Source organism: Methyloceanibacter sp. (genome assembly GCF_041573655.1).
Taxonomy (GTDB): domain Bacteria; phylum Pseudomonadota; class Alphaproteobacteria; order Rhizobiales; family Methyloligellaceae; genus Methyloceanibacter.
On the sequence record NZ_JBFFQD010000004.1, the window covers coordinates 38,928 to 58,455 of the forward strand.

The window sequence follows — 19,528 nt, forward strand, 5'->3', positions numbered from 1 at the left end:
ATTGCCCCCGCCGGTTGCGGCGGGTTAGCCGCGAACCGTCATTCCTGACGGAAGTGCTTGGACAGTTTCAGACCTTGGGCCTGATAATGCGAGCCAATGCCCTGACCGTAAAGGGTCTCCGGCACCTCGGTGAGCCTGTCATAGACCAGCCGGCCGACGATCTGGCCGTCCTCGACGATGAAGGGAATATCGAGGCTGCGCACCTCGAGCACCGCTTTGGCGCCGGGCGCCTTGCCTTCCGCGTAGCCAAAGCCGGGATCGAAGAAGCCGGCATAGTGGACGCGGTACTCGCCGATCATGGGATCGAACGGCGCCATCTCAGCCACGTATTCGGGCGGCACGGAGACGCTTTCCTTCGACGCAAGGATGTAGAACTCGTTCGGATCGAGCACGAGGCGTTTGTCGCCGCCAAGATGCACGGCCTCCCAATATTGGTCGACCGCGTAGCCCCCGACATTATCCACGTCGACAACACCGGCAAAGCGGCGGGCCCGGTAGCCGATCAGACCTTCGGGCTCGATGGGCGCGAGACTGATACGCAAATTCAGGCCGTCGCGGATCGCGGCCTCGCCCTCCACGAGCCCCACGTCGGAATGAATGGCGCGCAAATGCTTGTCGCCCACGCGGCCTGGTGCTTCGTCGGACTGCTGGCTAACGCGGCGCCGGAAGCGAATCTGGTTCAGCCGCGAACCGGAGCGCACCTTGATGGAGAACGTGCGCGGGCAAATCTCGGTATAGAGCGGGCCTTTGTAGCCCTCCGCCACGCTGTCGAAACTCTCCTGATAGTCGGCGATCAGTCGCGTGAACACGTCAAGCCGGCCCGTGGAGCTCTTCGGGTTGGCGAAGGCGGCGACGGTGCTACGCAGGCTCAGATGTTCCATGAGCGGCACGAGATAGACGCAGCCGGCTTCGAGCACGGCGCCCTTGGTGAGGTCGATCTCGTGAAACGTGAGGCCGGCCAGCTTGTCGCGCACGGTCGCCTTGGTGCCGGGGAGGAAGCTCGCGCGGATCCGGTAGGCCAACTTGCCGAGACGCAAGTCCAAGCTGGCGGGCTGGATCTGGCTGTCCTCCAGTTCCGGCGCCCCGGCGATCTCCCCGGCGGCAATCAGCGCGCGGATGGCCTGGCTCGGCAGGACGCCTGTCCGCCCGAGCGCACGATTGCGCCCCTCCCCCGGTGTCACCGGGGGATCCTCGGGCAGCGCCTCGAATAGCGGGTCGGATTGGCTCATGATCGATCTTCTTGGCATTTGCCGGGGCTTCGGTCACCCTAAGCTCGGCCTTCTCCCCCAGATTCACAAGGGGCGAGGCACCTGCGGGGGCTTGACGGGGCGGGCTCAGGAGGCGATGACTTGGCCCTCGTGGTGATTTGGCCGGCCGGCTTGCAGCCACGTAAAACAAGTCGCTAAAAGGCCGTGGACGCGTATATCCCGGCTTTTGGCGACCGCCAAATCCGGGTTTTTTTGTGCCGCCGGCCGAGACGCATTTGAGGAGCTTGACCATGGCCGGAAACGACAAGAAAGGCCGCCGTAAGGCGTGGAGCCCCGCCACCCAGCTGATCCAAGAGGGGACGCTGCGGAGCCAGTTCGGCGAGACGTCGGAGGCTGTCTTCCTCAATTCCGGCTATGTCTATGACAGCGCCGAGGACGCCGAGGCGCGCTTCAAGGGCGAGGCGGAGGGCTATGTCTATAGCCGCTACGCCAACCCGACCGTTTCCATGTTTGAAGACCGTATGTGTGCGCTCGAAGGGGCGGAAGCCGCGCGCGGAACGGCGAGCGGTATGGCGGCCGTCGCGGCCTCGCTGCTGTGTCACCTGAACGCCGGCGACCACGTGGTTTCGGGCCGCGCGCTGTTCGGGAGCTGCCGCTACATCGTGGAGGAGCTGCTGCCGCGCTACGGCATCACCTCGACCTTGGTCGACGGGCGGGACCTTTCCGCCTGGGAGGCGGCGGTGCAAACCAACACCCGCGCCTTCTTCTTCGAGACGCCGACCAATCCCGTGCTCGAACTCGTCGATATCGAAGGCGTCGCGAAAATCGCCAAGAAGGCGAATGCGCTGACGATCGTCGACAACGTGTTCGCAACGCCTATTGGTCAAAGACCGATACAGCTCGGCGCGGACATCGTCGTCTATTCGGCGACCAAGCATATCGACGGCCAGGGACGCTGCCTTGGCGGTGTTGTGCTGGGGCCGCAAGAGTTCATCGAAGAGACCTTGCACACTTATCTGAAGCATACGGGCCCGTCGCTCAGCCCGTTCAATGCTTGGGTGCTGCTGAAAGGCCTGGAGACGCTGCCCTTGCGTGTGGCGCGGCATTGCGAGAGTGCGGCGCGCATCGCCGACTTTTTGGCCGAACGGCCGAACGTGACGCGCGTCTACTATCCTGGCCGCACCGATCACCCCCAACATGCGCTTGCAAAGAAACAGATGAGCACCGGCGGGCCGATCGTCGCCTTCGAAGTCAAAGGCGGCAAGACCAATGCCTTTACAATGTTGAACGCGCTCGAGCTGTTCCGGATCAGCAACAATCTTGGCGACGCCAAGAGCCTTGCCACGCACCCGGCGACGACCACGCATCAGCGTCTGACCCCGGAAGCCCGTGAAGAAGCCGGCATCTTCGACAACACGATCCGCCTGTCCGTCGGGCTGGAAGACGCAGGCGATCTGGAGGCCGATCTCGACCAGGCGCTTAAGGCTGCGCGCTAGGGCCGCAAAAACACGTAACCAACCCTCTTGCTGAGGTGCTGCATTGTCTTCTGAACTGTCCACCGCAAAAGACCTGCTCGCCAAGCTCGTCGGCTTCGACACGACGAGCGCGAAGTCGAACCTTGCGCTGATCGATTTTGCCGAGGACTATCTGGCAGGCCACCGGGTGAGCGCCACCCGCGTCGCGACCGAGGACGGGAAGAAGGCGAGCCTATGCGCGACCATCGGCGATGGAGACGGCGGCATTGGTCTTTCCGGCCATAGCGACTGCGTTCCCGTCGACGGCCAAAACTGGACGAGCGATCCGTTCACGCTGACGGCACGCGATGGCAAACTCTTCGGGCGCGGCACCTGCGACATGAAGGGTTTCATCGCTTGCGTGCTCGCATGTGTGCCGCGGTTTAAGGCGAAGCCCCTGAAGGAGCCGGTCCACATTTTCATCTCCTATGACGAGGAGGTGGGGTGCGTTGGTGTGCGCCCGATGATCGCGCGCTTCGGCGCCGACCTTCCCAAGCCGCGCTTGGTGATTGTCGGCGAGCCGACAGGCATGCAGGTCATCGATGGCCACAAATGTATCGATGTCTTCAACACCACCGTGACCGGCAAGGAAGCGCATTCGAGCCTGCCCGCGCTCGGCGTCAACGCGATCTCGGCCGCGGCAAAGCTCATCGGCGAGATCGACCGCATGGCCGCCGAGGCCGCGGCCTGCGAGAACGACCCGCATTTCGAGCCGCCCTACTCGACGCTCGGAGCGGCCATGATCGACGGCGGCACGGCGCCGAACATCGTGCCGAACTCTTGCGACATTCTCTGGCAGATGCGCGGGCTGCCCAACACCAAGATGAAGGACGCACCGGCGCGGTTGGCCGCCTTCGCGGAAGAGACGTTGCTACCGGAGATGCGAAAAGTGGCGCCCGACGCCAATGTCGAGACCGAAACGAAAACTTCCGTCCCCGCGTTCTCCGCAACGGCGAAATCGGAGGCCGTCGCGCTTGCCATGTCGCTCACCGGCGCGAACCGTGCCAGCGCCGTGTCCTACGCGACCGAAGCCGGCCTTTTCGAGCAGGCAGGCTGCCCGGCCGTGGTCTGCGGGCCCGGCGACATCGCCCAGGCCCACGCGGCCGACGAATTCGTGGCGATTTCCCAGCTCGAAATGTGCCTGAAGTTTCTCGACGACCTGACGGCGCGCTTGCGGGCTTGAGCCTACTCGGTGTTGAACGTCTCAGGATCGAAGTCGTAGAGCGCGTTGCAGAACTCGCAGGTCACGCCCACTTTGCCGTCCACGATCATATCGGCGAGGTCTTCCGCCGAGAAACTGGTCAGCAATTCCTCCACGCGCTCCCGTGAGCAACTGCAATAGGTCTCCAACGGAATGTGCCGATAGGCGCGCACCGTCTCCTCATGAAAGAGGCGGTAGACCAGCCGGTCGGGCGGCAGCAGCGGATCCAGCAATTCGTGGTCTTCGACAGTCTCTGCCAGCATCTTAGCGCGGGACCAATCTTCCTCGAATTCCTTCGGGGTCTCGACGCCGCCCTCGCGGGTCAGCTTCTGCACGAGGAGCCCGCCGGCCCGCCAGGTCCAGGCGCCTTCGTCGCCGCCCTCGCCTGCACGATAGTGGCGCGCCACGGCGAGGCGAATGAAGGTCGGGAGCTGCTCCGACTGGCGGAAATAGGTGTCGGCGGCTTCCGTGAGGCTCTCGCCTTCCAGCGGCACGACACCTTGATAGCGCTCGGTATCGAGCCCCCGGTCGATGGTCATGGCCAAATGGCCCTGGCCGAGCAGCGCGGCATCGTCGTCCGTGTCGAGCGCCGCCAGCCGCTCCGCATCGAAACGCGCATAGCCTCGCAAAGCGCCGGGCACGAGATAATCCGCCACGAGCAGATCGACCGGCCCGTCGGTGGTGGTTTGTAGGATCAGCTTGCCGTCGGATTTGAGCGAGGCGCCGAGTAGGGCCGTCAGCGCCACGGCCTCACCGAGAAGACGCGACACGGGTTCGGGGTAAGCGTGGCGCGACAGGATGGTGTCCACGGTCGGCCCGAGCTTGACCAAACGGCCGAGCACGTCGGCTTGCTCCGCTTGGAACGGCAGGACTAGGTCGTCGTCAGGAAACGCAAGTTCGATGGGCGCGTCCGAGGAGGGATCGCTCACCGCCTGGCACCGCGTGTTTTGGTGCGCGAGGTCTTGGTGGTGCGCGTCTTCTTGGCGGCGGTCTTCTCGGCGCTCCGCGTCTTCTTCTTCGTGGCGCTGCGTGTCTTCGCATTGCGCGTCTTGCTCTTGGTGCCAAGCCGGCCACTGCCCAAGCACCAGGCCAGAATGGCCTTCTGCACATGCAGCCGGTTCTCCGCCTCCTCCCACACGGCGGACTGCGGGCCGTCGATCACCGCGGCCGTCACTTCATCGCCGCGATGGGCGGGAAGGCAGTGCATGAAGATCGCATTTCGTTTGCCTGCGGCCATGATCGCTTCGTCTACTTGGAAGGGACGGAGCGTGGCCTTGCGCTTGTTCTCATCGTTGTCGCCCATGGACACCCAAGTGTCGGTGACAACGCAGTCCGCGCCGTGTGCCGCCTCCCGCGCACTCTCCATGACTTCGACCTTGGCCCCTTCGGCATTCGCCCAGGCCAGCAGATCCGGCGCCGGCGCGAAGTTGGCCGGCGCAGCGATGCGCAAGGTGAAACCGAACCGCGCTGCAGCATGGACCCATGACGCGGCGACATTGTTGGCATCGCCAATCCAGGCGATCACGCGGCCCTTGATCGGCCCTTTGCGCTCCTCGAAGGTCAAGACGTCGGCCATGACCTGGCAGGGATGGGAGCGCGCGGTGAGACCGTTGATCACCGGGATCGTCGCGTTGTGCGCAAATTCCAGCAGCGTCGCATGCGGCCCCGTGCGCAGCACGATGGCGTCGACATAGCGCGACAGGACCCGCGCGGTGTCGGCGACCGTCTCGCCCCGCCCTAGCTGCATGTCTTGCGGATTGAGCGCGATGGACGTGCCGCCGAGCTGATGGATGGCGACGCCGAAGGAAACTCGCGTACGCGTGGACGGCTTCTCGAAAATCATGGCAAGAACCGCCCCGGCCGGAACGCCGAGCGCTTTCGGCACCCGGCCGGACTTTTTCATCGCGGCGGCGGTATCGACGATGGCGCGCAAGGTGGATGCGTCCAATGCGTCGAGATCGAGGAAATGCTTAGGGGTCGGTGACATGGGTGAACCGTCTCGAAAGGAAAGCTAGGGCCGCTTAGGAAGCGCCGGACTTCAGCGCGGCGCAGGCGGCGTCTATCGTGGTGCAAGCAAAGTCAATCTCGTCCTCGCCGACGATCAGGGGCGGCAAGAGGCGCACGACATTGTCGCCGGCCGGGACAGTGAGCATTCCCCGCTCGCGCAAGCCGGCGATGAGTGTCTTGTTTTCGACTTGGCATCTCAAGCCGACCATCAGTCCCTGGCCCCGCACCTCGGCGATGATGTCGCTATGCTCATCGGCTAGGCTGGCAAGCCGTTGTTTCAACCTTAGGCCCATCTGCGCGACATGTTCGAGAAAGCCGGGGGCCAAAACGACATCGAGCACAGCATTGCCCACAGCCATGGCGAGCGGATTGCCGCCGAAGGTCGAGCCGTGCGTGCCGGGCGTCATGGCATCGCCCACCGCTTCGGTGGTGAGGCACGCGCCGACGGGAAAGCCGCCGCCGAGCCCTTTCGCCGAGGCCATGATGTCGGGCGTGATGCCGGCCCATTCATGCGCGTAGAAGCGCCCCGTGCGGCCAACGCCCGATTGGACCTCGTCCAGCACGAGAAGAATCCCCGTCGCGTCGCAGAGCGCCCTTAAGTCCTGCAAGAAGCGCCAGGGCACTTCCCGCATGCCACCCTCGCCCATGATCGGTTCAAGCAGCACGCCGGCAGTCTCATCGCCGATGGCGGCCGCGACGGCATCGATATCGAAGCCCGGGACCTGATCGAAGCCCTGAACGGGCGGGCCGAAGCCTTCCAGATGCTTCTCCTGACCGCCCGCGGCAATGGTCGCCAGGGTACGGCCGTGAAAGGCGCCCTCGAAGGTGACGAGGCGATAGCGTTCGGGCGCGCCGTTGACAAAATGGTAGCGCCGCGCGGCCTTGATCGAGGCCTCGACGGCCTCGGCGCCGGAATTGGCGAAGAATACCTTGTCGGCGAAGCTGGCCTCAACGAGACGCTCCCCCAGCCGCTCCTGTCCGGCGATGTGATGCAGATTGGAGACGTGCCAGAGCTTCTGCGACTGCTCCGTCAGCGCCTCGATAAGCTGCGGGTGCGCGTGGCCGAGCGCAGTCACCGCGATCCCGCTGGAGAAGTCGAGATAACGCTCACCCGTCTCGGTAAAGAGAAAGGCACCTTCGCCCCGCGCGAAGGACAATCCGCTGCGGGCATAGGTCGGAAGGAGGGCCGACATGAAAGTTGCGTATCCCTGAAACAAAATTGCCGCCCAAGGGCGGCAGCAAGCGAAGTCAAAGTGTTAGGTGTCGCGAACTTGCCTGTCAATCGACACTAACAACCGCTTTTCCAAGGTTTCTCCACGTCTCAAACGCCCCGCAGGTTTGTGTTCTCAAGGCGGAAGTGGCAAAATCCGCTTGTTCCGGTGGAAAACGGGGCACCCAAGCGTGGCGGACGCTTGTCGGAGTCCACCGGGTTTAGTAGGGTAATAATCGCTCGGCTACTAGATGTCGTGGGTGCTGCGGTGCCCGAGCGGTCATTCTCGCCAGTATTTCCGAGTAATTCGAAAACAAAAGCCGTCTCACGGGACGGGTGGAATCTGAGTCCAGACGAGGAGGCCAATCATGGCTTGGACTGACGATAGGGTGGAACTGCTGAAGAAACTCTGGGCGGACGGACTGAGCGCGAGCCAAATCGCGGGTCGCTTAGGCGGCGTGACCCGCAATGCGGTCATCGGCAAGGTTCATCGGCTTGGGCTTTCGGGACGCGCAACGAGTTCGCGATCGAGCGCGCCACGGCCACGGCGCAGCCACGCACCGCGACCAAATCGCGGACCGGGACTGACGTTCGGAACGCGGGGCAATGTCGCGCTGAAGCCGACCTTCGAGGCGGAGTACGAACCAGTGCCGGCCCCGGTAGCGGAGCTTGTGATCCCGCTGCATGAGCGGGCCAGTATCCTTACGCTCAAGGAGTCGATGTGCCACTGGCCGATCGGCGATCCGACCGAGGAAGACTTCCACTTCTGCGGACGCAAGAAGGACGGCCCCACGCCATATTGCGATCACCATGCGCGCATGGCGTATCAACCGGCGCAAGCACGGCGGCGGCGGCAAGCAGGCGGCTAAGGATCGGCTGACAGGAACACGAATAAAGGCGCCGGAGGATCCGGCGCCTTTTTCATTTCAGCGGGCGGAAACTTTTCTAAGCAGTCTCTTCGAGCTTATCGGAGAAGGCGTAGCCCGCGCCCCGAACGGTACGAACCGGATCGGGCTCGCTCCCGCGCATCATGGCCTTGCGTAAACGGCCGATATGCACATCGACCGTCCGCTCGTCCACGTAGACATTCCGCCCCCACACGCCGTCCAAGAGCTGCGCGCGGCTGAACACGCGGCCGGGGCTCTGCATGAGAAACTCCAGAAGGCGGAACTCCGTCGGTCCGAGATGCACCTGGCGTCCGTTGCGGGTCACGCGGTGGGAGTCCCGATCGAGCTCGATATCGCCAACGGACAGCACCGAGGCAATGCGCTCCGGATTGGTCCGCCGCAGGATGGCCCGGACGCGCGCCATGAGTTCAGGCAGCGAGAACGGCTTGACCACATAGTCATCGGCCCCGGTGGTCAGGCCGCGAATGCGATCGGTTTCCTCGCTGCGGGCGGTCAGCAGGATGATGGGGATGGTCCGGGATTCCTTGCCCGTGCGCAAACGGCGGCAAAGCTCCAGCCCGGAGATGCCCGGCAGCATCCAATCCAAAACAACGAGATCGGGCGAGCTCTCGGCAATGGCAATCTCTGCCTCGTCGCCACGATGGACGACATCGACTGCATAGCCTTCCGCTTCCAGGTTGTAGCGCAGGAGAAGGGCCAGTGGCTCCTCGTCCTCGACAACCAGGACCTTCGCTCCTCCGCCGCTCACTTCATTCGTTTGTAGCATCGGCTCGACCGGTATCAGTTAGACGACGTTCCGCGTGAGCTTCACTGGCGTTGAGCTCGTGGTGTCGCCTTTGGGGCGCTGATCGGTGATGGCCCGGCCGTGCACCAGGTAATAGACCGTCTCAGCGATGTTGGTGGCATGATCGCCCACGCGCTCGATGTTCTTGGCACCGAACAACAGATGGGTGCAGAGCCCGATATTGCGCGGGTCCTCCATCATGTAGGTCAGCAACTCGCGGAACAGCGAGTTGTACATGGCGTCGATCTCTTCGTCCTTGTACCAAACATTCAATGCACGCTCAGCGTCGCGCTCGATGAACGCATCGAGCACTTCCTTGAGCTGGCTCAGGGAAAGCTCGCCCATATGCTTCAGGCCCAGCATGAGTTGCTTGGGCTGCTGCTCGGTCACCACGGCAACCGCACGCTTGGCGATGTTCTTGCCGAGATCGCCGATGCGCTCCAGATCGGTGGAGATGCGCAACGCCGCCATGATCTGACGAAGGTCGTAGGCCATGGGCTGGCGGCGGGCGATCATCACCACCGCCTGCTCTTCGATCTCGCGTTGAAGATCATCGATGGCCTCGTCCTCGTTGATCGTCGCGGCCGCAAGATCTGGGTCGCGGCGCTCCAGCGCCTCGAAGGACTGCCCGAGCACTTGCTCGGCAAGCCCACCCATCTTGGCGATCTTGTTGTTGAGAAGCGCAAGCTCCTCCTCGTAAGACCTGACGATGTGTTCGTGCTGCTGTTCCATTGAGGAAACTCCTGAAGAGCCGGTATCAGCCGAAACGGCCCGTGACGTAATCTTGCGTCCGCTGGTCAGCCGGATTGGTGAATATCTTGGACGTCTGATCGACCTCGACGAGCTTGCCGAGATGGAAGAAAGCCGTGCGCTGGGAGACGCGCGCCGCTTGCTGCATCGAGTGGGTCACGATGACGATGCAAAGGTTCTCTTTGAGTTCGTCCATCAATGTCTCGATCTTGGCCGTGGCGATCGGGTCAAGGGCCGAGCACGGCTCGTCCATGAGCAGAACCTCGGGGTTCACCGAGATGGCGCGGGCGATACACAGCCGCTGCTGCTGGCCGCCGGAAAGGCCGGTGCCGGGCTCGTCTAGACGATCCTTCACCTCTTCCCAGAGCCCAGCCCTCGTCAGGCTGCCCTCCACGACCTCTTCGAACTCGGCCTTCGTCCTGCACGTCCCGTGAATCCGGGGACCGTATGCAACGTTCTCGAAAATGGATTTGGGGAAGGGGTTCGGCTTTTGGAAGACCATGCCGACGCGGGCCCGGAGCTGCACCGGATCGACGCGGGGGGCGTAGATGTCCTCACCGTCGAGCCGGATGTCGCCTTGGACGCGGCAAATATCGATCACGTCGTTCATGCGATCGAGACAGCGCAGGAACGTGGACTTGCCGCAGCCGGACGGGCCGATCAGCGCCGTGACCGACTTGTCGAACATTTCGAGGTTCACGTCGAACAAGGCCTGCTTCTCGCCATACCAAAGGTTGACGTCGGCCGCCTTCATCTTCGGGTCGCCCTGCTCAGCAGGCGCTTCGCCTCCTGTCTTTTCCGGCACTGCAGGCGCCTCGACCTGGATGGATGGTCGCTCTTCCACCTTCGCCTCCAAAACTATGTCCTCTTCTACCACTTTCTTTGGAACATCTGTCTCAGCGTGATCGCAACAAGATTCATGATCACCAGGAAGCCGAGCAGCACCAGGATCGCCGCCGAAGTGCGCGAGACAAAGCCACGCTCGGGACTGTCGGCCCAGCTGAAGATCTGGGTCGGCAGCGAGGTCGCTGGCTCGAGAAGTCCCATATTCTCGACACTCGGAATGAACGCATTCATGCCGATCAAGAGCAGCGGCGCCGTCTCGCCCAGTGCTTGGGCCATGCCGATGATGGTGCCGGTCAGAATGCCTGGCAACGCCAAGGGCAACACGTGATGCAGCATGACCTGATGCTTGGAGGCGCCGACACCCAGCGCCGCCTCGCGGATGGACGGCGGCACCGCCTTCAGCGCGGCGCGCGTGGTGATGATGATGGTCGGCAAGGTCATGAGGCTGAGCACCATACCGCCGACGAGCGGGGCCGAACGCGGCAGGCCGAAGAAGCCCAGGAACACTGCAAGACCGAGAAGACCAAACACCACCGACGGCACGGCCGCCAAATTGTTGATGTTGACCTCGATGAGGTCGGTGAGGCGGTTCTTCGGCGCGAACTCTTCCAAGTAGACCGCCGCGGCGATGCCGATGGGGAAGCTCAGCATGAAACAGACGAGGAGCGCGTAAAACGAACCGGTGATCGCCCCGGCGAGACCCGCGCGCTCCGGGAAGCGGCTGTCCGCGTTGAAGAAGAGCTCCCAGTTGAATGGCGTGCGCAACATCCCTTTGTCGACAAAAACGTAGTACGCGGCGAGCTGAGCTTCGTTGAAACGCGGATTGAGAATCGTCGGCTCTTCGCCTGCAGCCAGCGTGGCGTAGTGCTCAGACACGGGGAAGTAGATCTGGACGGTCTTACCGACAATGGCCGGGTCCTCGGCGACGGTTTTCTCGATGGCCGCAGGCGCGTCCGGCGCCAACATTTCGAACAGCGAAGAATCCCGCACGCGCGGGAAGTAGGCCTGCAGGCTGTTTCGCGCCAAGTCGACGTAGTCTCCGTCCTCGACCGCGGCCGGATCGACGTAGACGTCGAGCTTGAGGCTGGTCCGCCCGTCGTGCTCGACGACCACGTTCCGGTTCTGAAGTCGCTCAAACCACTCTTCTTGGACCCAGTTCAGAGCGTCCATATGCTTCGGGATGACGCCTTTGTAGAGCTGATCGAAGGGATCGGAGAGCGCGATGGGCAAGGTGATGGTCTTGCCGATCGAGTCGGGGTGATCGACGACATAGTCCCGCAAGATATAGGCCGCGTGCGAGGTCAGGATCTTGCGGACACTGCGCTGCTGATCCTTGGGAACGTCGGGAATGGCCTTGTTGAGCGCCGCTTTGATCAACCCGCGGTAATTGCCGCTGGCCGGATCCTCTGCATCGACCTTGCTTGCATCAACATAGATCGGCAGGTCGACCTTCGTTTGCAGGAAGGCCGGAAAACCCGTCCTGACCAGCGAGGCAACGAGTACGCTGAGAAGGCCAACGGCCAGGGCGATGGCAATGATGCCGTATGCCTGGAGGCGCCTGTCGGCCGCGTAGCGCCTGCGAACGCGCCGCCGGGCCTTGTCCGAGTTCCAGTCGATCGTCCCAGCGGGAGTTAGAACCTGTGCGTCACTCATATTGTTCTCGATATTTGCGGACGATGTGCAGGGCCAGGACGTTGAGCGCCAACGTGACCAGGAACAGCACGAGGCCAAGGGCAAAGGCTGCAAGAGTCTTCGGATTGTCGAACTCGGTATCGCCGATCAGAAGCGTCACGATCTGCACCGTCACGGTGGTGACCGGCTTGAGCGGGTTGGCCGTGAGGGTCGCAATGATGCCAGCGGCCATCACCACGATCATCGTCTCGCCGATGGCGCGGCTGACGGCCAAAAGAACGCCGCCCATGATGCCGGGCAACGCCGCAGGCAAGAGCACCTTGGTGATGGTCTCACCTTTGGTCGCCCCCATGGCGTAGGAGCCGTCGCGCATGGCCCGCGGCACCGCGGCGATCGCATCGTCGGACAGCGACGAAATGAAGGGAATAATCATGATGCCCATCACCGCCCCGGCAGCGAGGGCACTGTTGGGAGCGATCGGCATCCCAATCATCTCGCCGAACTGGCGCATGGCCGGCGCGACGGTCAGAACGGCGAAGAAGCCGTAGACCACGGTCGGAATGCCGGCCAGTAGTTCAAGGATCGGCTTGATCACGGCACGGATCCTGGGATGGGCGTACTCGGTCAGGTAGGTGGCCGAGTAGAGCCCGATCGGCGTCGCCACCAGCATGGCGATCAGCGCGATGAGCAGCGTGCCGGCGAAGACCGGGATGGCGCCGAATGCGCCGCCCGCCGTGACCTGGCCTTCGCGGATCGGAATTTGCGGTTCCCAGTTGAGGCCGAAGAAGAACTCGATCGGGCTGACCCGATCGAAGAAGCGCAAGGCCTCGATCAAAAGCGACAGCACAATGCCGAGCGTTGTCAGCATCGCGATGAGCGAGCACGCGATCATAAGGCCGCTCATGATGCGCTCGGCGCCATGGCGGGCCCGGAAGTCACGGCTGATGCGCCCGCCCGCGAGCGCCAGCCCCATCAGGGCAATGCTGACGGCAGCGGCGAACATGCTCCAGCGGGCGATGGTCTGCCAGCGATTGTAACGCTCTGCCGCCTCTAAGACGGTCGCCGATGGCTCGCCGAAAATATTGCCGGCGGCAACCGACTTGATCTCGCTTAACAGCAGGCTGGTCTGCCCCGCTGTCAGGCCATCGGTCGTCCCCGCTGGCAGGCTCGCCAACAGCAGGTTGTCGATAACGCTCCCCTGGAACAGGAGCCAAACAAGAACAAAAAGAATGGATGGGAGGCCTACCCAAGCGGCGACGAAGGCGCCGTGATAGCTCGGCCGGGAATGGAGGTCCTGTTCGCGGCCCTCGACCGCGGAAACGGCCCGGCGCCGGCCAAGGAAATAGCTGACGACCGCCAGCACGAGGAGCACGAGAAGAACATACCCAATCATTGTCGCCTGCCGCTCCCCAACGGACGCACCTCCCTTAGTGGAGGCCTATCCGAGAAAAATACGTTGTTGCCCAAGATCGGTAGGCGTGGCCGTTCAGTCGCCAACGGCCACGCTCTTCGATTGCGTCATGCGAAGAGATGAACCACCCGGCCCCTTACGAGGTCGGTGCAGCCATCTTCGTTCCGTCCTTCGCGGCGTCCTGCATCTGCTTCAGCTTATCGTCCGGAAGCACGACCAAGCCGCGCTCGTTGAGATAGCCGTCAGGACCCATGGCCTCGTCGCTGACATACTCGGTAACGAACTCGTTCATGCCCGAGATGACCTTACGATGCGGGTTCTTGATGTAGATGAAGAGCGGACGGGACAGGCCATAGCTGCCGTCGGCGATGGTATCGAAGCCGGGCTTGGCGCCACCAACCTTCACGCCGTTGAGCTTGTCCTGGTTCTCGTAGAGGAACGAGTAGCCGAAGATGCCAACGGCATTCGGATCGGCTTCAAGCCGCTGCACGATCAGGTTGTCGTTCTCGCCGGCCTCGATGAAGGGGCCGTCCTGACGCATGGGGGTGCACTTCTCTTTGACCAAAGACTTGAAAGCCTTCTTGTCGAGCTCGCCCTTCTGCTTCTTGAAGTAGTCAAGACCCTTGCAGCCCTCATGCATGCCAAGCTCGACGAATGCATCGCGCGTACCTGAGGTCGGCGGCGGGCCGTAGGCGGTGATCGCCACGTCCGGGAGGGACTTGTCGATGTCGCTCCACTTTTTGTTGGGGTTGGGGACGAGCTTGTCGCCGTCCGGAACCTCCGAGGACAGAGCGAGGAAGATCTGCTCCTTGCTGAGATCCATCGGCCCGCCCTTGTTGGACTGGGCAATGGAAAGACCGTCATAGCCGATGAGCACCTCGGTGATGTCGTCGACACCGTTCTTGGCACACAGCTCATACTCGGACTTCTTCATGGCGCGGGATGCACCCGTGATGTCCGGCTTATCCTCGCCGATGCCTTGGCAGAAAATCTTCATGCCGCCGCCGGTACCGGTTGATTCGACCACCGGCGATTTCTTGCCGGACTTCTTACCGAATTCCTCGGCAACAGCTTGGGTGTAGGGAAAAACCGTCGAGGATCCGACGATCTTGATCTGGTCACGGGCAAGCGCCGGGCCGCCCGTACATAGAGCGGCGACGGCAAGCGTCGACGCTGCAATAGCAATCCTGTTCACTGTGCTCTCCTTGTCATGGATTTGAGCGATTTGAGCCTCCGCTAGCGCGAGCTACGCCGCCAGCTCTGCGGCACGCTAGTCCCCAGTGTTAATTGTTTTATGACAGCGATGATTCGGCTTTATGACAGTCTAAATCACTGATTTTGTTGATTTTTGGAGAGAGTCCGCTGTGGAAAACGCGAACGGCCGTCAGCTCGCGCGCGCTTCGTTAACGCGCGACTCGTTGAGCATAATCGTGAAGGAGGAACCGTTGCCCGGATCGGAGGCGATCGCCAGCTCGCCGTGATGGCGGTTCAAGATGTGCTTGACGATGGCCAGACCCAGGCCCGTGCCACCCTTTTCGCGACTGGACTCCACGTCCACCCGGTAAAAGCGCTCCGTAAGCCGCGGCAAATGCTCGGCCGGGATGCCCGGCCCGTCGTCCACCACGGAGATGACAAAGCGGCCCGCGACCTGACGCCCGAGCGTGGGAATGTGTTTGGCCTCGATCCGGACGTGACCGCCGGGACTGCCGTATTTGAAGGCGTTCTGCACGAGATTTTGCAGCACCTGTAAGAGTTCGTCGCGGTCGCCGCGGACGATGGCCGGCTGGCGGAAGCGCTGGACATCCAGTTCCATGCCGCTGTCGGCGGCAATCGGCTCGAGCGTATCCCTGGCGTGTCCCAGGACGTCGTTGAGATCGATCCGATCGCTCGGCGGAAGGTGGGCATTCATCTCCACGCGGCTGAGAGATAGCAGCGTGTCGATCAGGCGGGTCATGCGCGAGGCCTGCTCAGCCATGATCGGCAGGAAGCGCTCGCGGGCGCCGGGATCTTGTTTAGCCGTGCCCTGCAAGGTCTCGATAAAGCCCCTGAGCGATGCGAGGGGAGTCCGCAGCTCATGGCTCGCATTGGCGATAAAATCTGCCCGCATCTGATTGATGCGCTCCACTTCCGTGAGATCGCGCAGGAGCACGAGGATACTGCCGTCGCTCTCCGAGCCGCGGGCCAGCGGCGCCACGGTTACCGCCATGCGGCGGCCTACCGGAACACGCTGCGCATAGATGACGGTCACCGCTTCGCCCACGCGCGGCGCGGCACTGACAGCGTCGAGAAACTCGGGCGTGCGGATGACGGAGGAGATGTGGATTCCTTCGCGCAAAGAGGTGAACAGTCCCCGCGCGGGCGCATTGCAGGACAGCACCTGGCCCGCGCGATCGAGCAGGATGACGGGATCGGGCAGCGCCTCGGACATGACATGCATGGGCGAGTTCAAGCGGGTCAGTGACGGAGACGGCGGGAACTGCCGATCGAGTGCCGAGTCCACATCCTGGCGCGGAAGCAGGGCCACGGCGCCGACGAAACTGGCGAAAGCCGCGAGTGCAATTTCCACAGACAGGTCGCCGAGAGTCACGAGCGAAGCCATGATCACGGCCACGATCACGATCTGCCATAGAGCCGCCCACAGGCGCGTGGCGAGCTCCCGCGTGCCCCGCCGAAGAGCCTGGCTCGCGCGCCACAGAAGGCCGGATGCGATGGGCCGAGCGCTATGTTCTACTTGGTTGCTCAATGGCTTGACCTACGAGCCCCAACGAATCGCCCCGGATTGGGGGCGCCTATGATTGCCCCTCGAATATCACGTTTTTTAGACATGTCGCCGCCGGTTGTACGACACAGTGATGACAGCGCAGTCCGATCGTCATCTATCCTGCCAGCCCTTCACGAGATGTGGGGCGCCGAATGGGCAATACCAAGACCGCCGCGCTATCATCCATCGTTTGAAAGCAAGGATCGGGGTGCGGCGCTCACCAGAAGCCGCCATAGTCTGGACAGCGACTGACCTCGAAGGACACTGGACCGAAGGACACTGGACCCATGTCTGCCGCACCCATGTCTGCGCCTGCGCCGCAACGGCTCGAACCTGCCGGCCGCCTCTCCGACGAGGCCTGCTGGGAGGCCGTGCTCGGCCGCGATGCCAGGTGCGATGGGCACTTCTATTACTCGGTCGACACGACAGGCATCTATTGCCGGCCCTCCTGCCCCGCGAAACGGCCGAAACGGGCGCATGTGCGGTTTCACGACACGGTGGAGAAGGCCGAGGCCGCGGGCTTCCGGGCATGTAAGCGCTGCCGTCCGGGTCAACCTTCACTGGCCGCCCAGCATAGTGCCCGAATCGCACAAGCCTGCCGGATGATCGAGGCGGCCGACACGCCCCCGCCGCTTGCCGCGCTCGCGGCCGCGGCCGGCCTCAGCCCCTATCACTTCCACCGCCTTTTCAAAGCAGCGCTAGGCGTGACTCCAAAAGCCTACGCCTCGGCGCTGCGCAACAAGCGCGTGCGCGAGGGCCTGCCCCAAGCCACGACAGTGACGGAGGCGCTGTACGATGCGGGCTTCAATTCATCCGGCCGCTTCTATGCCACGGCAACGGAGGCTCTCGGCATGAGTCCCAGAACGTATCGCGACGGTGGCGACGGCACCGAGATCCGCTACGCCACCGGGACCTGTTCGCTGGGCGCGATACTCGTTGCCGCGACGGACAAGGGCGTGTGCGCGATATTTCTGGGCGATGCGCCCCAAGACCTCGTTGTGGAACTGCACGAGCGTTTCCCGCGCGCCGCGCTTGCCGAAGGCGATGCAGGCTTCGCCGCGCTCACCGCCAGGGTCATCGCTACCGTCGAGGGCCCAAGCGCACAAATCGACCTGCCACTCGACATCAAGGGGACGGCGTTCCAGCTACGCGTGTGGGAGGCGCTGAGGCGTATTCCGCCAGGCACGACGGCAAGCTACGCGGAGATCGCTGCAAGCATCGGTGCGCCGGAGGCCGCCCGCGCGGTTGCCGGCGCTTGCGCGGCGAACAAGATCGCCGTGGCGATACCCTGCCACCGCGTCGTGGGCGCCGACGGCACGTTGTCCGGCTACCGTTGGGGCGTGGCGCGTAAGCGCGCGCTTCTCGGCAAGGAGAAATCGGGCAACTAACGCGCAAGGCTCTTAGCGGGTCAGCCCCTTTTCGGCGAGTTCCTCCAGATAGCTGCGGAAGCGCGGCTCCTGGTTCTCGCCGAGATCGCGCAAGTACTCCCAAACGTAAAGCCCGGTGTCGTGACCATCGTCGAAGACGATGCGCACGGCGTAATTGCCCACAGGCTCGAGACGCGAGATGCGCACATTCTTCTTGCCCGGCACCGTGATCCGTTGTTCCGGGCTGTGGCCTTGCACCTCGGCGCTTGGGCTCAGCACGCGCAGGACTTCCGCGGGCAGGTCGTAGCTTGCTCCGTCGTCGAAGCTCACGATGAGGGTGCGCTTGTCCTTGTCGAGCTTGAGCTCCGTGGGCCAGGCCGTCATTTGGCCCTCTCAGCCAAGGTCGATCTCGCCTTCGACCACGTGATCGAGGGACGTGCCTTTGGCGGTGAGCACCATTCTCACCTTGAGCTTGCCGCCGAGGTCTCCCTCGCGCACAACCCGCTCGATCGCCTGCTGAGAGGTCACGCCGACCTCCTTCAGGAACCGCCGCAGTGACATGTTGAACTGTTGCTCGTCCATCGCTTGGCCTCCTTCTCTGCGCCATCCCATGATATGGAAGAGGCTACACATCTATACTAGAGACGAAACCCCATTATATTCAGAGAGTCATGGCGGTCACTTCACAAGGCAAAGGCCGCACCACCAAGACGCGGGCCGGAGCGATGAAACAGAAACGCACGGTCAAAAGCCGGAACGCGCCAGCCAAGGCGCTGGCCGACCCGCGCTATCGCCCCCGCGTGGTCAAAGGCGCCAAGGTCTATAGCCGCAAGGATCAGAAAACACCGGGTGAGGACGACGGCGCGTAGATGAGTGAACTTGAAGATGAGCTTGCCCCGCCCCTGATCGACCGGTTCGGCCGCGCCATCACCTATCTTCGGGTGTCGGTGACGGACCGCTGCGACTTCCGCTGCACCTATTGCATGGCGGAGGACATGACCTTCGTGCCGCGAAAAGAGCTCCTGGCGCTGGAGGAAATCGACCGGCTGGCCAGCGCATTCATCGCGCGCGGGGTGCGGAAGGTGCGGCTCACCGGCGGCGAACCCCTGGTGCGGCGGAACATTTTGTGGCTGATCGAGGCGCTGTCACGCCATCTCGGCGACGGTCTCGAGGAACTCACCCTCACCACGAATGGCAGCCAGCTCTACCGGTTCGCGGACGCACTGGCGGATCTCGGCATCAAGCGCATCAACGTCTCGCTGGACACGCTGGATGCGGCGAAGTTCCGCGTGCTCACACGCTGGGGTGATTTCGATCAGGTCATGCGCGGCATCGATGCGGCGGACCGCGCCGGGCTCAAGATCAAGATCAACACGGTGGCGCTGCGCGACATGAATGAGGACGAGCTCGAAGATCTCCTGCGCTGGGCGCATGGCCGGGGCTTCGACCTCACGCTGATCGAGACCATGCCCTTGGGCGAGATCGACACCGATCGCACCGACCAATATCTGCCATTGTCCTTGGTGCACTCACGGCTGTCTCAACATCTCACGCTCACCGACATCCCCCACCGCTCTGGCGGTCCGGCGCGCTACATGCAAGTCGCGGAGACCGGCGGCCGGCTCGGGCTCATCACGCCCATGACCCATAATTTCTGCGAATCCTGCAATCGGGTTCGCGTGACCTGCACGGGCACTCTCTATATGTGCCTGGGGCAGGACGACGCCGCGGACCTAAGGGCGCCATTACGGGCCAGCACGTCCGGCGCGCCGCTCCACGCCGCGATTGACGAGGCGATGGCGCGCAAGCCCAAAGGCCATGATTTCATCATCGACCGGGACGCCAGACCGGCCATTTCCCGGCATATGTCAGCCACGGGCGGCTAAGTCCAACTACGGTTAAGAAATCCTTCCGGCCAGCAAATTCCCC

At 63.1% G+C, this 19,528-nt stretch carries 19 protein-coding genes and 1 riboswitch; of the genes, 6 read left to right on the top strand and 13 right to left on the bottom strand.

Translation table 11 applies throughout. The features are described from left to right. Nucleotides 1–38 precede the first annotated feature (38 nt). Nucleotides 39–1,229 (bottom strand): 2'-deoxycytidine 5'-triphosphate deaminase, encoded by a 1,191-nt coding sequence (locus ABY454_RS01890; protein ID WP_372928476.1) that lies wholly within the window; start codon nt 1,227–1,229, stop codon nt 39–41. 119 nt (nt 1,230–1,348) lie between these two features. Next, a riboswitch (SAM riboswitch) is annotated at nt 1,349–1,426 on the top strand. A 72-nt stretch (nt 1,427–1,498) separates the two neighbouring features. Between ABY454_RS01890 and metZ the strand changes: the two genes are divergently transcribed. Next, nucleotides 1,499–2,704, top strand: coding sequence for an O-succinylhomoserine sulfhydrylase (gene metZ, locus ABY454_RS01895; protein WP_372928477.1), 1,206 nt, complete (start codon nt 1,499–1,501; stop codon nt 2,702–2,704). A 43-nt stretch (nt 2,705–2,747) separates the two neighbouring features. Next, nucleotides 2,748–3,905: an acetylornithine deacetylase gene (gene argE, locus ABY454_RS01900; protein WP_372928478.1), complete on the top strand. Its 1,158-nt coding sequence runs from the start codon at nt 2,748–2,750 to the stop codon at nt 3,903–3,905. A 2-nt stretch (nt 3,906–3,907) separates the two neighbouring features. Here argE and ABY454_RS01905 read toward each other — a convergent pair whose 3' ends face one another. Genes ABY454_RS01905 through ABY454_RS01915 form a run of 3 tightly spaced genes read right to left on the bottom strand, consistent with a single transcriptional unit; the run spans nt 3,908 to nt 7,123 of the window. Further along, nucleotides 3,908–4,852 carry an Hsp33 family molecular chaperone gene (locus ABY454_RS01905; protein ID WP_372928479.1) on the bottom strand — a complete coding sequence of 315 codons (945 nt, stop codon included), beginning with the start codon at nt 4,850–4,852 and terminating at the stop codon, nt 3,908–3,910. Next, complete coding sequence (gene argF / locus ABY454_RS01910) at nt 4,849–5,910, bottom strand: ornithine carbamoyltransferase (protein ID WP_372928480.1); 1,062 nt, start codon at nt 5,908–5,910, stop codon at nt 4,849–4,851. Before argF ends, ABY454_RS01905 begins: the two co-directional genes overlap by 4 nt. Nucleotides 5,911–5,944: 34 nt before the next feature. Next, the gene (locus ABY454_RS01915; protein WP_372928481.1) at nt 5,945–7,123 is read right to left on the bottom strand and encodes an aspartate aminotransferase family protein; all 1,179 of its coding nucleotides are present in this window, start codon (nt 7,121–7,123) and stop codon (nt 5,945–5,947) included. Between the two features lie 385 nt (nt 7,124–7,508). Between ABY454_RS01915 and ABY454_RS01920 the strand changes: the two genes are divergently transcribed. Beyond that, complete coding sequence (locus ABY454_RS01920; protein WP_372928482.1) at nt 7,509–8,009, top strand: GcrA family cell cycle regulator; 501 nt, start codon at nt 7,509–7,511, stop codon at nt 8,007–8,009. Nucleotides 8,010–8,085: 76 nt separating this feature from the next. Here ABY454_RS01920 and phoB read toward each other — a convergent pair whose 3' ends face one another. From phoB to ABY454_RS01955, 7 genes are all read right to left on the bottom strand, one after another. Further along, the gene (gene phoB / locus ABY454_RS01925) at nt 8,086–8,796 is read right to left on the bottom strand and encodes a phosphate regulon transcriptional regulator PhoB (RefSeq protein WP_372928483.1); all 711 of its coding nucleotides are present in this window, start codon (nt 8,794–8,796) and stop codon (nt 8,086–8,088) included. A gap of 36 nt (nt 8,797–8,832) precedes the next feature. Next, nucleotides 8,833–9,564, bottom strand: a complete 732-nt coding sequence (gene phoU, locus ABY454_RS01930) for a phosphate signaling complex protein PhoU (RefSeq protein WP_372928484.1) — start codon at nt 9,562–9,564, stop codon at nt 8,833–8,835. A gap of 25 nt (nt 9,565–9,589) precedes the next feature. Continuing rightward, on the bottom strand, nt 9,590–10,336 hold the full coding sequence (gene pstB / locus ABY454_RS01935; protein WP_372928520.1) for a phosphate ABC transporter ATP-binding protein PstB: 747 nt from the start codon (nt 10,334–10,336) through the stop codon (nt 9,590–9,592). A 116-nt stretch (nt 10,337–10,452) separates the two neighbouring features. After that, nucleotides 10,453–12,081 (bottom strand): phosphate ABC transporter permease PstA, encoded by a 1,629-nt coding sequence (gene pstA / locus ABY454_RS01940; RefSeq protein WP_372928485.1) that lies wholly within the window; start codon nt 12,079–12,081, stop codon nt 10,453–10,455. Beyond that, nucleotides 12,074–13,453: a phosphate ABC transporter permease subunit PstC gene (gene pstC, locus ABY454_RS01945; RefSeq protein WP_372928486.1), complete on the bottom strand. Its 1,380-nt coding sequence runs from the start codon at nt 13,451–13,453 to the stop codon at nt 12,074–12,076. The genes pstA and pstC overlap by 8 nt, the downstream gene beginning before the upstream one ends. 154 nt (nt 13,454–13,607) lie before the next feature. Then, complete coding sequence (locus tag ABY454_RS01950) at nt 13,608–14,666, bottom strand: substrate-binding domain-containing protein (RefSeq protein ID WP_372928487.1); 1,059 nt, start codon at nt 14,664–14,666, stop codon at nt 13,608–13,610. Between the two features lie 189 nt (nt 14,667–14,855). Next, complete coding sequence (locus ABY454_RS01955) at nt 14,856–16,214, bottom strand: ATP-binding protein (RefSeq protein ID WP_372928488.1); 1,359 nt, start codon at nt 16,212–16,214, stop codon at nt 14,856–14,858. Nucleotides 16,215–16,519: 305 nt separating this feature from the next. On the opposite strand from ABY454_RS01955, the gene ada reads away from it, so the two are divergent. After that, nucleotides 16,520–17,620: a bifunctional DNA-binding transcriptional regulator/O6-methylguanine-DNA methyltransferase Ada gene (ada, locus tag ABY454_RS01960; protein WP_372928489.1), complete on the top strand. Its 1,101-nt coding sequence runs from the start codon at nt 16,520–16,522 to the stop codon at nt 17,618–17,620. Between the two features lie 12 nt (nt 17,621–17,632). Here ada and ABY454_RS01965 read toward each other — a convergent pair whose 3' ends face one another. Further along, nucleotides 17,633–17,983 (bottom strand): gamma-butyrobetaine hydroxylase-like domain-containing protein, encoded by a 351-nt coding sequence (locus ABY454_RS01965; protein WP_372928490.1) that lies wholly within the window; start codon nt 17,981–17,983, stop codon nt 17,633–17,635. A 9-nt stretch (nt 17,984–17,992) separates the two neighbouring features. Beyond that, complete coding sequence (locus tag ABY454_RS01970; protein ID WP_372928492.1) at nt 17,993–18,181, bottom strand: DUF6494 family protein; 189 nt, start codon at nt 18,179–18,181, stop codon at nt 17,993–17,995. An 89-nt stretch (nt 18,182–18,270) separates the two neighbouring features. Between ABY454_RS01970 and ABY454_RS01975 the strand changes: the two genes are divergently transcribed. Continuing rightward, a complete protein-coding gene (locus tag ABY454_RS01975) occupies nt 18,271–18,468 on the top strand; it encodes a hypothetical protein (protein WP_372928493.1) in 198 nt (65 codons plus the stop codon). Further along, nucleotides 18,469–19,485: a GTP 3',8-cyclase MoaA gene (gene moaA, locus ABY454_RS01980; RefSeq protein ID WP_372928494.1), complete on the top strand. Its 1,017-nt coding sequence runs from the start codon at nt 18,469–18,471 to the stop codon at nt 19,483–19,485. Nucleotides 19,486–19,528 lie beyond the last annotated feature (43 nt).